The sequence below is a fragment of the Cupriavidus sp. 8B genome (assembly GCF_054589115.1).
Genome location: NZ_BAAILO010000104.1, coordinates 1 through 14,675 on the forward strand (window position 1 = coordinate 1; position 14,675 = coordinate 14,675).

Consider the following 14,675-nt stretch of genomic DNA (forward strand, 5'->3'; position numbering starts at 1 on the left):
ATCTTCCCAGCCATGCAATCGACTCCCGATCAACGCCTTGATCAGATAACGCGTCAGACTCGAATCGGTTGTCATGATTTATACAAGTCTCAATAGAAGCGCGGCACAGATGGATCTGCAAGCGATCTCGAATGCACAGGCAAAGCTTGAACTGGCGTTGGCGATTGCCAGTGAGAACTATCACCAAGCGCTCGCAAACGCTAAACGGCTGCGGCGATAGCAGCGCCTGCCACCCCTAGATCCGTTCAATGACTCGGTGAGAGTCCCCGAAATGCAGCGCGCGACAGCATTCATCTCTCGACTCTTCCTGGTCGTCGTGCCGCCATCAACACCATTGAAGGGAAGTGGGGGGACCAGATAGCGGAAACACACGAATTCAGCGATGCAATAAAATATCGATCCCGGCAGCGTCGCGACGAAGCCAATAAACCGCGGCGTTCCTCACTTCCCGGGCGAACAGTAGCGATAGCGCGTGGGACTTGGGTCAATGGGAAACCGTAACAAGAAGACGAGTGCACGGCAGTTTAAGAGCATGTTGCACAGCGTGGCCGAACTGACCACGACGCAGTTCGAGGAGTTGCAGGCAACGATGGAACGTATGCGGACCCAAGACACTCACAATCCGTCTATTGGGATGGGACATAGGAGAAAGTCCGAGATTGTCAATGAGGTGGCGGCGCTTCCCGGCTCCGGGCAGACCAAGGGAATCGGGATCCCCGGACGTCCCCATTTTTTGAGCCCAACCGCCTTCAAGCCCGCCGCAAAGGAACCCTCCTCTTCCGTGTCGGCGCAAAGTGGCACGGATTGGTCATTGCCAGCGACCGCCGACGATCCTCAGAAGGCCTACGGGTTCGCTGTAGTAGTGAAGGTGGCGATGGTCGACGACGCAACTGTCTTTGCGGAAATGCCTGGAATCTCGTCCGTACAGTATTCCGACGCCATGGCGGATCAAAGTGCGTTCGCCGGGCAGCAACGCACCGTCTTTGACCTTCTGCTAGAGGGATTGCCCGGCAAGGTCGTCGCGCAACGGTTGGCCATGAGCGAAAAGGCCGTGAAGGATCAAGTGAACGCGATCCTTGGGTGCCTTGGCGGGATCAGTCGCAAGCAAGCCATCCTGATTGCAAGACGTCGGCTGATGGCAGACATCCTAGGCTCCAATTGCTCGCGTACCGACCCCGGCGCACGAGACCACAATGACCCAACTTGGCTGGCCGGTACAATTCCTTCCGCGCCGTCCGCGGAACTCGGTCTTACTCAACGCCAAGGATCGGTACTCAATCTGCTCCTTGAGGGGTTGCCCAACAAGCTCATTGCGCGCCGTCTTGGTGTGACAGTAAACACGGTGAAGGAGCACGTGTCAGCCATCCTGCTACGGCTTAACCTGCGCACCCGCGCTGAAGTGATTTCCCGCATGAACGCGCACGTGGCGGCTGCCCTGACGGGTGACAGCTGGTCCTTCACCGGCGCGGCGGCAACCGAGCAGGATTGCGCGATCGAGTTGGCGCAGCGTGCCCCGGTGACGCCGGAATCCTTGGGACTAACCCATCGCCAGGCTTCAGTCCTAAACCTGCTGCTCGAAGGGTTGCCGAATAAGATCATCGCGCAGCGGCTAGGCTTAACCGAGAATACGGTTAAGGAGCATGTATCCGCTATCTTGCAGCGACTAGACCTGCGCACCCGTACCGAGGTGATTTCGCGAATGACGCGTATTTATGTGTGACAAATGGCGGCCGATCGTGCGCCTTCAACGTAAGCGGCTGGCGAAGCCGTCTTGACGGTGTATGGTTTCAGGAGACGGCAGGTGTCCAACGGTGCGGCAGCAGTTCACCGATGGCGCTAGCGCGCTGGGTCGGCAGTCTGGTCAACACGTCCGTCAGGTACGCATACGGATCCAGTCCGTTCAACTGTGCCGAGCGCACCAAGCTCATGACCGCGGCCGCCCGTTGTCCTGCTCGTAATGCGCCCGCGAACATCCAGTTCGATCTCTTATGCCGAACTCGGCATAACCGGGCCAACTGGTTGTTCGCCGGCTCCTTGCGTGCCGGACAGCGTGCGGCGGCAATCATGAGTTTGATTCGGTCAGCGCAGCTCAATGGTCACGATCCGTACGCCTATCTGAGAGACGTGATCACACGGCTACCAACCCATCGCGCCAGTAACATTGCCGAATTGCTACCACATCGCTGGAAGCCGGCTACCAGCGCCTCCTAGCCGCTGCGATCATCACCGTCAAGACGGGTTCGCCGGCCGCTTACCTACTGGGCACGTTTTCGAAGGCTAAACTGCTTGACCACTGCGTTGGAAGTATGCATCGTGGACTAATTGTTATTCCTGGCTGGAATGGCTGCTCGCGCGGAACTAACCGCTTCGCCTATAAAGCACTCTTTTAGGCACTTTTGCGCATTTGATTACACACAAGTCAGTCGCCCAGTTCTCGGGCGTACCCGAGGCCTGCGGCGAAATCCATCACTCGCTGCAGGCCCTGCCAGATGGTCTTGACCCCGGGTTCGCCGTCGCCCTTGCGCGCCAGGAAGCCGCCGAGCATGGCGACCAAGCGCACGACCTCATTCAGACGCGGTGACGTCTTCGGCGGCTTCTTCTTGTTGAGAATGAATGCCGCGCGCCATTCATCCCGCTCGAACAGCAGCCCTGCATCCAGGTCCGGGCAAGTTCGGCCCAGTCGCATCAACCGAGCGATGCGCCATGCCACCACCATGAACAGCGCCAAGGCACGCTCAAGCCGTGCCATCGATGCGAGTTGCAACGCCTCGACCTGACACCGTTCTTGAGCACGTGAAAGAACAATTCCACCTCCCAACGCGCGCGGTACCAGCCAATAAGCTGCGCTGCCGCGTCAAGGTCGTCCACCTCGCGATTACTCAGCAGTCGCCATTCAATCGGCTTGACGCCTGCCGGCGGGTCGACCTCCCGGGCGACGATGCAAGTGCCACTCACCAAGCTGCCTGCAGCATCGGGCAACGCGACACGTTGCGCCCACACCTGCTGCCGTACCGCACGCGCCGGCCGAGCCTGACGGGCTGCCAGCGTAAAGTGAATCCTGCCCACTGGCTCACCCGCAGTCACTTTTTCCCACAGCTTGCCGCCGCCAGGCAACGTGCAATTGTACTGCGAGCGCAGTAGCCAATCCGCTGGGTGGCCCAACTCATTTGCCTTGGCCATCAGCGCCATGATGTCCGATTCCCGGTCAGCCACATAGACAAGTCGCGTGGCAGGCAGTGCGGCCGCCTGTTCGGCAACTCGCTCATATCCTTCGGTCCAGCGGGTACTTTCCTTGATGCCGGGGCGCACGCCATCCGCATTCTTCGGCTCGCGTGCCCACATGTAGGCGCCAAGCACGCTCAGCGGTCCGCGCGATGGCGTTGCTGCGTAAGTCGGGTGCAGATACAGCCCGCGTTGCGCCTCATACGACAGCGGTCCCAAGCCTGTGATGGTCTGGCCGTTATAGTCCAGCTCCGTGGTGTCTTGAATGCATAGCACCACTTCGCAAGCTCGCATCCGCTCGGCCGAACTCTGCCAGTGGGGCGCCAGAATATCGCACCAGTCCAGTTCATCCTGAGCGGGGAAGCGGTACGCCGCAGCCGTTTCCGCCCAGCCGCCGCATGCGTTGGGTACGCTTGCCGTGGGCTTCTCTGCGAGCCGCTCCGCCAGTAGCACCGCGCGCTTGTTCAGGCGCTGGTCGCCCAAGTCAATGTCCTTGAATTCTGCCGCTGCCCAACGAATCGCCTCTCGCTGCATGTGCCGCCAAAAATGCAAGAGTAAACGCTAAACCGAAAGAGTTAACAACCCCGTGCGTTATGTCATTGACCGTAAACGACTTTCTGCAGCACGGCACGGGTCACGACTTGTGTGTATTGAGGTGCCCCAAGGGGCCATTGGAAAATCCCGAGGGCGGATGGACCACAAAGATTCATATCGTTGCCGCGGATGCTCGAACGGCCATAACGTTCGCGCTGTCACCCGGCCAGGCCGGTGATGCACCGCAGGGGCGTGCCCTGCTACAAAGCCTTGGGCGACCCGATCGACCACTGCACCTGCTAATGGACAAGGCTTATGAGGGCGATGAGACGCGACAGCTCGCACTCGACCTGGGTTTTATTCCCGCAGTTCCGCCCAAAAGCAACCGCCTTGAACCATGGGAATATGATCGTGAAATGTACAAGCGCAGAAACGAAGTGGAGCGCCTGTTCCGCCGCCACAAAGGCTTTCGTCGCATATTTTCCCGATTCGAAAAACTGGACGTGACGTTCATCGCCTTCATCAATTTTGCGCTCATCGTCGACGGGCTCAGATAGTGTGAACACGCCCTGGCCAACCACGCCCCTTTTCGGCTAGAGAGTCCAAGTCCGCATCCCTAGACAGCCTACCACGCCGGGCACATTCCCATAGGGGATGGACAGCGCGTGGTGGTAAAGTGGCGGAGCCAAATTTCTGGATACCCATTCGGCAATAAGACAGGTGGCGAGAGCTGGAAGGAGAATCTGGAGCGAGCCGGACAATTCGGCAACAACCACGCATGCGGTGGGCGGGCTACGTGTAACTGCGGCGAGATAGCCGGCCATGGAGATCGCCAAAATTACCCTATTCGTGACGTAGGCCGCCGTTGCTTGCACCGATCGACAGCGACGGGACGAAGGTGCCCCCGGGAATGCCAGCAACGCAGGTAGCGAGCAATGCGAGGCCCCTAGCCAAGGGATCCCCGGGGGAAGCCGCACTACCCTCCAGGATTCCGCTCACCACCTGTTCAACGCCCAGCGGGCTAGTACCGGAGGTTGTCATGGCCATGGCAGCCACTAGCAATCCGCATAGGGCACCAAAGACCGCCGGACGCCTCAGGAAGGAGCCAAGCTTGTGCACAATCACGGCGCCAAGGTAAATGCTGGGCCCCTGCCGGCCGATGGGAAATCCGGCTGCTGTCGCCACTATTGATATCCCGATCTTGCCAAACAGCAGGCGTCAGCCAAGTAGCCCCCGGCCTGGCGTGGAATCACCACGGAGCGCTGCGATCGCCTGAGGGACACCGCATCCTTCACCACCAACGAACCAACAGCGCGTCACCCATGCACACAGGCCGCCGACCAGCGGCGAAACCAGCAGCGGCCCCCACGGGATAATGCCAAAAAACACCAGCATTCCCGCATGCGCGATTGACATCCCGCACGCGTACAGTGAAACGGCTGCGCCGACCAAAACCGCCGCCGCAAACAGGGAGCAGCAAGCAATTGCTGTACTCACCAGCCGCCGAAATGACAACAACAGCATGTCAGAACCTATGACGCGCAATCGGACGGAGCTCCGCGGCCGCGAGATCTTCTAGCACCGGCCGCCAAACGCGGCTCCGGTAAGTGCCATGGAGCAGTAAGAGCCGGGAAGAACCTTCTCCTGCCGTGAGGTATCTTGCCGGCAGGCCGTCCACGTCCACTATTCGTTTCATCGCGGAACTCCTGTAACTAGATGTCGAAAGGTGGCGAATTGCTGTTCCCAACCGGATCAGAAAACACACGCGCTAGTCCCGCTCTCTTCCGCGGGGTAACCTGCGAAGTGACAACGGCCGCCGGTGCGACGGCCGCCCGTCCGTAATAGAGCCCTTACAGCGCTGCGTTGAGGGCGCCGGTCGCAATGCTCGCCGACTGCAGCCAGTTGACGATGTTTTGCACGGTGTCGCCGTAGAAGGTTCGATACAGTTCCTTCGACACATAGCCTACGTGCGGAGTAGCAAGCACGTTCGGCAGATTCCGAAGTGGATGCGGATTGGGCAACGGCTCGGCGTCGAATACGTCAAGTGCAGCGCCCGCGATCTTCCCTGCTTTAAGCGCATCGAGTAACGCTGCTGTATCGATAATCTGCCCGCGGGACGTATTGACAAGCCGGCTTGTCGATTTCATCTTTGCTAGCTCTGTTGCGCCGACCAAATGGTGAGTCCGTTGGCTGAGCCGAACGTGAATGGACAGAATGTCTGATGAAGCAAAGATCTCATCTTTTCCAACCAACCGGGCGCCCACCTCAGCGGCGTGTTCGGCCGTCAGATTCTGGCTCCACGCAATGACTTTCATTCCAAACGCCGCCGCGATCCTGGCGACCGCCGAACCAACACGGCCGAGACCAAGCAACCCAAGCGTTTTCCCGGAAAGTTCCTCACCGACCGACAGTTGCCAACCGCCGTTGGCCACCGACTGTCTTTCCTGCGGAATGTTGCGCACCATCGCGAAAATCAGGGCCCAGGTGAACTCAATCGTCGGAGTCGACTCGTAGCCTGTATGGCGAACTTCAATGCCAAGTTCCGCAGCCGCATCTTCATCGATAGACGCGTTCCCAGGGCCTGTTGAAGCAATCAGCCTGAGGTTGGGTAACCTTTCGAGGATTCCTCGCGGCAATGGCGTGCGTTCTCGCATCACGCAAAGCACATTAAAGGGCCGCAGACGATCCACCAGTGCGTCGGAGTCACCGACGTGGTCATCAAAGACCGTGATATCAGCCAGACCGCGCAGTGGTGACCAATCGGCCATCGTCAACGCAACGTTCTGGTAGTCATCGAGGATCGCCACCTTGATGCGAGGTGTCGGTTGGGTCACGGCTGTCTCCTGAATTCGCTCTGTTTTGCCCGCCGACCGGCGCCGAGGGTAGTCTTTCCGCATAGAGCGCCGTCGCGGCATTTCGTCCGCAGTCTCGTGTCGTGAAGTTCCGCACTTCAACGCTGCTATGAAGCCAGAACTCACACGTCCATGAATCTCGCGGCGTTCTATGTGCAAATATTAGAGGGGCCGCCGCGTCGGCGATACGGGTCCAGCGAGAATATCTCTTATTACCCGTGGGCATAGGCACGTGCGCCAGTGGTTCGCCCCCCCTGAAACGCCGGACACAGTCCCCAAGCCCCCCCCAACAGCGCCCTTAACTACCGCTCACCGCGAGAGTTCCGGCGCACCATGGAGTTACAACCTAAGGGGGGTGACCGTGTCCGGGGACAGGGGGCAAATCCAGTCAAGCTTCGTCGAACGTACAGTCGTGCGGTACGTGTAGCCAGGCAACCCGCTCTCCCCCAGCTTGCATTGCATCGAACCGATGCCTTCACGAGACTGCCACTTGTCGGCAAGCGTCATGCTCCTGTGGTGAGCGCACACACCTTCCGCTGGATGTCGGTCGCCGCCCGCGTTGGTTGTCATTCCTCCAGCACTCACGGTTGCGCCCCTAGAACCTTGTCCTGGGTCCGCGTGTCGAAGTCGCTGGCGTCGTGACGCTCGAGCAACTGCTCCGACAGCTCGCCTCTAACGCGGTTGACCATCCGCCCGCGCTTGACTGCGGGCCGTGACAGTATCGCGTCGGCCCACCGCAACACGTTTCTATAGTCCTGTACGCTCAAGAACTCCGCTGCGTCATATTGCCACCCCTTGACAAGGCTACCGTACCAAGGAAAGGCCGCAATGTCGGCAATTGTGTACTCGTCGCCAGCGAGGTATTCGGCTTCGGAGAGACGTCGATCCAGCACGTCCATCTGACGCTTGACCTCCATGGAGAAGCGATTGATCGCGTACTCGATCTTGGTCGGTGCATAGGCATAGAAATGGCCGAACCCACCACCGAGGTACGGAGCGCTGCCCATTTGCCAGAAGAGCCAGTTCAGTGCCTCAGCGCGTGCCCCCATGCCCTTCGGGAGGAACGCGCCGAATTTCTCGGCCAGATATAGCAGGATCGAACCAGATTCAAATACGCGAACGGGTTCCGGGCCGCTCCGGTCAAGTAACGCAGGAATTTTCGAGTTCGGGTTTAACGCCACGAAGCCGCTACCGAACTGGTCGCCTTCACTGATCCTGATCAGCCATGCGTCGTACTCGGCGCCCGTGCGCCCCAGCGCAAGCAATTCCTCAAGCATGATTGTGACCTTGACACCGTTCGGCGTGCCCTGCGAGTAGAGCTGAAGCGGGTGTCGGCCGACAGGCAGCTCCTTGTCGTGCGTTGGTCCGGCGACAGGCCGGTTGATATTTGCAAACGCCCCTCCGCTAGGCTCGTTCCACGCCCAGATCCTTGGTGGAGTGTAATCAAGGGAACGCTTCATATTTCCTCCTCAAATTATTCGGGGCCGGTTCATTCTGCCGCGGCGAAGTCGGATGGGACGAAGAGTGCCCGCCGAGACTCTCCGTCCTTTGTCTGCGCAAACCGGCAGTCCTTCGCAACGGATCGCGCGACCGATGACCGGCCAACCATCCCTGCAGCGAATAGACACGACGGTCCGGGTACGGTACGACGAATCGTCCGCACCCTTGCGTACGCGCGTGTCAAATATGCTGAGCATCGGCCCACCACGCTTTCCTATAGGCGAGCCCGATGGGATCAGAACGCCCGATGCGCAGCACAGGAGTCGGTTGTGCATCTTTGTCAATAGTGTAAAATATAGATCAACATCTTGTCTACGGTGAGGGAGATCATGGCCGGCGTTCGGCAATTCGATGAAGACAACGCGTTCGAGCGGGCTCTAGATGTGTTCTGGGCTAAAGGCTATCGAGCAACCTCAATGCTGGACCTTGCGAAATCTACGGGAGTGCAACGCGGCTCGCTATATAACGCATATGGCGACAAGGAGGAGATCTTCGTGCAGGTATTCGAGCGCTACGCAAACCGCTTCGTTGCCGAAACGAAGATGGCGCTCAACAAGCCCAGCTTGCGAGATGCACTGGTCGATTTTTTCACCGTCGCAATTCATTCGATTACACAAGGCTCGCCTGCGCGTGGTTGCCTTTCGACAAAAATCGCCGTCGAGACCGCGCCGGAATTTCCACGCCAGCAGGAACTGGTGAGGAGGATGCTAGACGAACTTGAGGACGCCTTGTTTAAGGTACTCGACACTCCCGGAGCGCGCGCGCAACTGGTCATTCCGCCGCGCCAGGCTGCTCGCATTATCGTGACAATGACACGAGGTATCGCCGTGATTGAGCGCGTCTACGGCGACCCGAGGCGCCTCCGGCAGACAGCGGCGGCCCTAATCGATACGATTCTGCAACAAACACATCAGTAACGCGCGTAGCAGTTAATCGGCTCGACTGAGGGCGACGCGGTGCGTCGATAGGGACTGGGACCTTAATGGATCCACAGTTCCCGCTCACCGCACCGCGCCAGGCGCGTTGGATCTAGACAAAGAACTCAGTCAAAGCGCGTGCAACGGCTTTCGCGTCGTTTTCCATAGGGATGTGTCCCGCCGCCGGGATGCGGATGAGCGAGGCGTTCGGAATCTCCTTGACGAAGCGCTCCGCGTGATGGACCCGCTGAAAGCTGTCATCTTCCCCCCAAACGAGCAGCTTGGGTGTCGTGGACTCGCGCAGGGTAGGGACGATATCCATCGTGTAGCGGCTGTACGCCGCGCCCGCGAGTGCAAGCCACGAACGCGCAACCCGCGGATCCGCCCAAGGAGCGAGATACTCAGCAATTTCCTCCTCTGTCGTGCTGCGGGCCAACGCTGTAATGACGGATTTTCGGCGTGCCTCCAGAACATCCTCGGTCGTGGTAGCAGCCGCAACCTCCGGGTCACGAAAACGCGCGACACCGGAAACGGGCCACGAGTCAAACATAACCGCGTTGACCAGCGCAAGCCGGCTCACCTTGATCTTGCCGTCGACCAGAATATGCTGTGCAACACCGCCGCCAATGTCATGGCCGGCGACGCCCACCGGATCAGTGATGCCTAGAGCTCGCAAAAACTGCGCCGCCCAGTCAGCGAGTGCCGGAATCGATGCATCGGCAACGGTGAGCTCGCCGCCAGAACGACCGAATCCAGGGAAATCCACCGCAATCGGGCGCAGCCCTGCGGCTGCGAGATCATCGATCACTGGCTGCCACACACGGCTCCAGTAGGTGCCATGAAGCATTAGTACGACAGGGCCTTGATCACCCGCCGTCAGGTAGCTCGCCGCAGTGCCTGCTACGTCAATTGTCTTTCTTTGCATCGAATCAAGCTCTCCGAAAAGGTTGGTGCAACTTAGCGGATGAACCGCTTGACATAGTCGGCGCCGAGACCGATCGCCTCATAGTGCTTGCGTGCCGCCTCAATCTTCGTGAACACGTCCTCATAGCCAACGGCGACACCCTGCGGATCAACATAGGTGTAGCCGCCCGTCACGTGGAACCACGTGATCATCTCCTCGACGTCATGCGGCACGAAGAGCGTGTGCGTCTCGCCGGCGGGTTCATGCGCGTACGAGCCCAGTTCAGCTGTCCAATCGTGTTCCAGGTAATACCAGCGCCCTTTCAAAACCATTGCGTGCACAGGGCCCGTATGGCGGTGTCGCGAAAGCACGCCGGACTGGCGCACGCGAAGCAAGTTAATGTAATAGCCCTGGCTCGCGCTCAAAAGAAGAGGCTTGAACGATACCGTACCCGTCATCGGGACCCACAAGTTGTCGTCTTCAAGCCATTTGTCCAGCACCCCGGCGTGCACAACGTCCGCAGACATGTCCGGCGGCTGCGGTAGCTGATACGGAATGGCATCCTCATCTGGGGTCCGCCTGGTCAAGTTGGTCACTTTGGTCTCCAAATTAGCAGTTGCTGATCGACGTCCTTGCACCACGTGCCCTGATCTGCGTCGAAACCAGTCTCAATACTTTAGCCATGTTTGACATCGATGACAAGTATAAAATGCAACGGTCTGCGCTGCGTGGCGTCCTGAACGTGAGCGTCGGTATTTCCGCTAGGTCATCGTTGCGTCACCAACTTCATCCAGCCAGCGAACCGTGCTTTTGCTCCGTTGCATCGTTTGCGTAACGCGTATGAATCCTCCAACGACTCAGCAGCATGGGCGTCCTGCACAGTGCCGTCGGATATCGGGCCCCGTGCGATATTGGCAATCGAGCCGAGGCACTATCACGCTAACCATTGACGTGCACAGCAAGGAAAAAATTTCCGAGTTTCATCCTTTGGACGACTTACATGCTGCGCTAACCATCTCACCATGTCAGCCGACCCAACTCGCGAGAAGAATCTGCTCGGCTTTGCCTCTCATCTTGCACGGCCGTCGACCGGTTCCGACTGTTGTCGTCCGTCGCTCTGGCCTGCTCGGAGGCAAATTTCATATTGCGGCGCAATTCGAACCGGAAGTTGCTGCTTCTGCGCCCTCGCCGCGAAGAACCAGCCAAAGCGAGGTACAGTGCGCGGCTTCGGCCGACTTCGCACGAAAAGGCGTTGTTTCCGACCACGGGGGAGCCTCCCCAAACACTCAGGACGAGCTTACCGGCATGTGCGCCGGATTTCATCATTGCGCGCACCGTCCAAATTTCGGCCAGCGAGCACGACGCGGCTGAACGGCAGGGCGAGATCGAATTCGGGCAACGAGTCCGGCGCTTCGTTCCATTGCGTTTCCGATAGTCGCCGTCTCCGGAAAAATTCAGCGTCGAGCCCGCGAACGTGCGTGGGCATCAACGGCATTGCATTCAGCGTGGTGTGCATGCCGTCCATACTGGCGATCCGGATCAGACGCCCCTCCACCGCAAGCCTCCTCGGTTTGCGTTCGGCATAGTCACTACCCACGCCAACGCCGCGGCCGTCCGTGACGATCGCAAACACCGCGCACAAGCAGTACGCGCCAGTTGGATCGCTATCCTGCCGATAGCTCTTGATCCGCCATGGACGACCAGACCTCCGCCTTGAACGAGACTGGCACACACGAACCAGTTGGTCCAGACTGCGCAGTACGTTTCCGTCGGAGCCGCCCCTTGCCACATCGACATGCCGCGCGACACGGGCAGGCAGTGCGAGCCGTTTGCCACGCAGTACTACGCGTAGCCGCCGCCCGATACCAGCGCGTGGAACTCTTGCCGACGCGCCAGCGCCAAGAGCGACAACGCGCCCCGACCCCTCGGGACTGAAATGAGGCAATGTGCCTGGCAGCGGCGGGTAGGTTTCCGGGCGCCGCAGTCGTCCAGAAGGTTCACGCCGGCGCAGGCAACCCCTGCAGGCACCTCGCCGGCCCTTGGCCCGGAACTCATATTGGCGTCGCCGAAAATGGTAGCGTGCATTCGGAAAGGCAAGCACCCAGCGACCGTCGACCCACATCGTATTCCAACCCACATGGTCGACATGCAAATGCGAACAGAGAACACCCGAAGCTACCTCACGTCTCCAACCCACCGACGCGAGCTCCTCAAGGTAGTCGTTCCGCATTTCGTTCCGGTACAGCAAATGGCGCCGCTTGTCGTTTCCTGCGCAAGTGTTGACGACGACGCGCAGATCCGACATTTTGACCAGACGCGAACGCCAGCCCAATCGGAGATCACCGGTCGGAGTGACAAAATGTGGCTTCAACCAGAATACCGCGGCGATCTCCTCAGCTATCGCCTCCGGCCAAAAGCTAAATAGGGTCCCCGCCCGTCGCAGGGACGTCCCATTCATGCTCCGAAATACGAGTAATCGTGACATCACCCACTTTCCGCGCAAGTTAGTCATATGCGCCTCCTTGAAGGAGCAGCCACGATATGGCCAGCACAGTGTCTCCGGGCCACCTGCCATGCTCGAAGTGAAATACTTTGAAAGCTGACGAAGGGTAGCTACAGGCGCGTGCGCGCACAGAATAGCCCCCCTCGGACGCCATCTGAGCTCGTTTACTTGTCCACCACTAGCCGGTGATTTCGATGCCGGACGGGACGACGGACTACCTTGTCGAGATTGGCTCCCCCTCCGATGCGGGCGAGCAGGGCGTCCATCTCACGCTTTGCGGGGTCTGGCGCCCGTTGGTAGTAGAACAACGGCCTTTGGAACATATACTGAATGCAGGTCCAGACATTGCGCTTCGCCGAGGCCTTGCCGACGATAAAATCCTGCGTACCGAGGAGACGCGGAATAGGGCTGGTGTAATTCGCGTCGATCCACTCCCCCACACGATCGATCGTATCGCAGGCTACCGGGACATATTCTGCGAACAGATGCCGCAATATCGGCATGAGCGTTTCCGGGACCCTATCCTCGCCGAAGTATTCGCCCTGAGCCTTCACGGGCGAGTTCATCCGTTCAACCCAACGCACGACGTTCGGGAAATTACGCCTCAGCAGCGCGGACGAATAGAGGTCGCGATAGAGGTGCGCATATAGCGGCCCCATGAAGGCGAAGTCCGACGTCGACGGCCGTGAGCCGAAAAGGTAGTCATGATCTTCGAAGTGAGCCTCGAGCCAACCAAGAAGACTCTCCGTCCATAGCTCGATTTCGGGCGCCGTCTCCGGAACAATACCCAAGGACGGCAAGCGATCGCGGGCCCATGCACATCCTTTTTCGCCCACGATCAACTGCTGCGCGGCCTGCGCCATGGGCTCGTACATTCGTCCGAATTCGCCCTTCAAATACTCGTAGTTCGTCTCGAGAAACCCCCAACGGTAATACATGGCCGGTATCCGCACCCAGTCGTGCGCATACGCCTCCACCAGAAGATTGGCCAAATGCAGAACCGGTGTAGAGGGGTACACAGAAACCAGCGGGTATCGCCCCTCTAACTCATCGATGATATCAGTCGAGTCCTGGAGCATTTCCCCGTCCGGCATCAACAGCACTGGCATCATGCGATAGCCGATCCGAGGGACGAGAAGGCTGTCGTAGACAGCGTTGGAAGCGACCATCTCCTGAAACTGGATGCCCTTAAAGATGAGGTAAGACCTCACCTTCGCCGTATAGTTGGAGATCTGGGCGCCATAGAGCGTGTAGACGTCATGCATAATCAGCTTCTCACGATTCGAAAGTTCTAATTCGGGGATGTCCTTTGAGCCCCCATCCGCGGCGACAAACGCCCCGGCCAGTTGCGTACGCCGACCCTAATTGCGTGATTGTTCATATTTCCCGACACCCTTCCGTGGCCCTGTCTCCGGCGCCGCTATGTCGGCTTGGAACTCTCTAGGGAACTGAGTAAAAGCGCGTCTTGGGCCTCTACTCCCCTTAACACTAGCCGGTTAGCGATAAATCCGGCTATTGCTACGAACGAATAACAACCATTCCCGAGCGGAATACATCAAGAATTGTGGCCCTTCTTTCATACTGTTGAGTAGAGCCCACGCTATCGCTCCCACGCGCGCCACACTCGAGCCGAGAGAACCGGTGCCGCCGCGATGACGACGCGTGTCGACAATCTTAAAAGAGACTGGGACATTCGTCGCCGGGCGTGTCTCTACGACTGGCACCGCCACCGTGCTCGTTTCCTAGGCGTCTGTCCGCGCCAGGTGCCTACGTACGGGACCCAATCAGCCGTGCAGCCGCGGACCCAAAGCAACCCGTCGGCCCCGAGCGCCTAGCGCGCCGGTCCCAGCTCGCTGGATACCAACTGATCCTCGTATTGGTCCCTTTCCGTCTCGGCCGCTGCGGAGCGGTCTGTGATGGAGAGGACGAAGATCGCGACAAACGCCGCAGTCATCGAGAACAGAGCCGGATACTCGTAGGGGTAGACCGCAGTCTTGTGGCCCAAGACCTGCACCCATACCGTGGGGCTTAGAATCGTCAGGCCCACTGCGGTTCCAAGCCCGATGAGTCCGCCGAACACTGCGCCGCGAGTCGTAAGGCCTCGCCAGTAGATGGACAGGAGCAAGACTGGGAAGGTGGAACTCGCTGCGATCGAAAACACCAGGCTGACGATGAACGTAATGTTTTGCTTCTCAAAGGCGATGCCAACAACGATTGCAAGCACACCCAGGACGACCGTCGTG

General features: G+C 59.1%; 10 protein-coding genes and 6 pseudogenes. 5 read left to right on the forward strand and 11 right to left on the reverse strand.

The window, feature by feature from the left end; genetic code table 11:
• Positions 1–1,219: 1,219 nt before the first annotated feature.
• Both ACYP5B_RS11700 and ACYP5B_RS11705 read left to right on the forward strand, forming a co-directional pair.
• A pseudogene (locus ACYP5B_RS11700) lies at positions 1,220–1,414 on the forward strand (response regulator transcription factor); the annotation flags it as partial.
• A gap of 99 nt (positions 1,415–1,513) precedes the next feature.
• Positions 1,514–1,720: pseudogene (locus tag ACYP5B_RS11705) on the forward strand (response regulator transcription factor); the annotation flags it as partial.
• A gap of 67 nt (positions 1,721–1,787) precedes the next feature.
• Here the strand turns inward: ACYP5B_RS11705 and ACYP5B_RS11710 are convergent.
• A pseudogene (locus ACYP5B_RS11710) lies at positions 1,788–1,985 on the reverse strand (transposase domain-containing protein); the annotation flags it as partial.
• 22 nt (positions 1,986–2,007) lie between these two features.
• Here ACYP5B_RS11710 and ACYP5B_RS11715 point away from each other — a divergent pair.
• Positions 2,008–2,211: pseudogene (locus ACYP5B_RS11715) on the forward strand (transposase domain-containing protein); the annotation flags it as partial.
• Between the two features lie 208 nt (positions 2,212–2,419).
• Here ACYP5B_RS11715 and ACYP5B_RS11720 read toward each other — a convergent pair.
• Positions 2,420–3,756, reverse strand: a pseudogene (locus tag ACYP5B_RS11720) (IS4 family transposase).
• Positions 3,757–3,889: 133 nt separating this feature from the next.
• Between ACYP5B_RS11720 and ACYP5B_RS11725 the strand changes: the two are divergent.
• Positions 3,890–4,313, forward strand: a pseudogene (locus ACYP5B_RS11725) (IS5 family transposase); the annotation flags it as partial.
• Positions 4,314–4,349: 36 nt separating this feature from the next.
• Here ACYP5B_RS11725 and ACYP5B_RS11730 read toward each other — a convergent pair.
• The 4 genes from ACYP5B_RS11730 to yghU form a co-directional block, all read right to left on the reverse strand.
• Positions 4,350–4,631 carry a chloride channel protein gene (locus ACYP5B_RS11730; RefSeq protein WP_459569716.1) on the reverse strand — a complete coding sequence of 94 codons (282 nt, stop codon included), beginning with the start codon at positions 4,629–4,631 and terminating at the stop codon, positions 4,350–4,352.
• The gene (locus ACYP5B_RS11735; RefSeq protein WP_459569717.1) at positions 4,600–4,941 is read right to left on the reverse strand and encodes a chloride channel protein; all 342 of its coding nucleotides are present in this window, start codon (positions 4,939–4,941) and stop codon (positions 4,600–4,602) included. Before ACYP5B_RS11735 ends, ACYP5B_RS11730 begins: the two co-directional genes overlap by 32 nt.
• A 665-nt stretch (positions 4,942–5,606) precedes the next feature.
• Positions 5,607–6,524: a D-2-hydroxyacid dehydrogenase family protein gene (locus tag ACYP5B_RS11740; RefSeq protein ID WP_459569724.1), complete on the reverse strand. Its 918-nt coding sequence runs from the start codon at positions 6,522–6,524 to the stop codon at positions 5,607–5,609.
• A 665-nt stretch (positions 6,525–7,189) separates the two neighbouring features.
• A complete protein-coding gene (gene yghU / locus ACYP5B_RS11745) occupies positions 7,190–8,068 on the reverse strand; it encodes a glutathione-dependent disulfide-bond oxidoreductase (protein ID WP_459569718.1) in 879 nt (292 codons plus the stop codon).
• A gap of 369 nt (positions 8,069–8,437) precedes the next feature.
• Here yghU and ACYP5B_RS11750 point away from each other — a divergent pair, with 369 nt between their 5' ends.
• Positions 8,438–9,025, forward strand: a complete 588-nt coding sequence (locus ACYP5B_RS11750) for a TetR/AcrR family transcriptional regulator (RefSeq protein WP_459569719.1) — start codon at positions 8,438–8,440, stop codon at positions 9,023–9,025.
• A gap of 112 nt (positions 9,026–9,137) precedes the next feature.
• On the opposite strand, the gene ACYP5B_RS11755 is transcribed toward ACYP5B_RS11750, so the two are convergent.
• The 5 genes from ACYP5B_RS11755 to ACYP5B_RS11775 all read right to left on the reverse strand — a co-directional run.
• Positions 9,138–9,950 (reverse strand): alpha/beta fold hydrolase, encoded by an 813-nt coding sequence (locus ACYP5B_RS11755; RefSeq protein ID WP_459569720.1) that lies wholly within the window; start codon positions 9,948–9,950, stop codon positions 9,138–9,140.
• A 32-nt stretch (positions 9,951–9,982) separates the two neighbouring features.
• Complete coding sequence (locus ACYP5B_RS11760; RefSeq protein ID WP_459569725.1) at positions 9,983–10,516, reverse strand: 2,4'-dihydroxyacetophenone dioxygenase family protein; 534 nt, start codon at positions 10,514–10,516, stop codon at positions 9,983–9,985.
• A gap of 710 nt (positions 10,517–11,226) precedes the next feature.
• Positions 11,227–11,562, reverse strand: a complete 336-nt coding sequence (locus ACYP5B_RS11765) for a hypothetical protein (RefSeq protein ID WP_459569721.1) — start codon at positions 11,560–11,562, stop codon at positions 11,227–11,229.
• Between the two features lie 1,034 nt (positions 11,563–12,596).
• Entirely contained in the window at positions 12,597–13,697 is a 1,101-nt protein-coding gene (locus ACYP5B_RS11770; RefSeq protein WP_459569722.1) for a glutathione S-transferase family protein, read from the reverse strand.
• Between the two features lie 566 nt (positions 13,698–14,263).
• On the reverse strand, positions 14,264–14,675 hold a 412-nt coding region (locus ACYP5B_RS11775; protein WP_459569723.1), incomplete at its 5' end, for a sodium:solute symporter family transporter.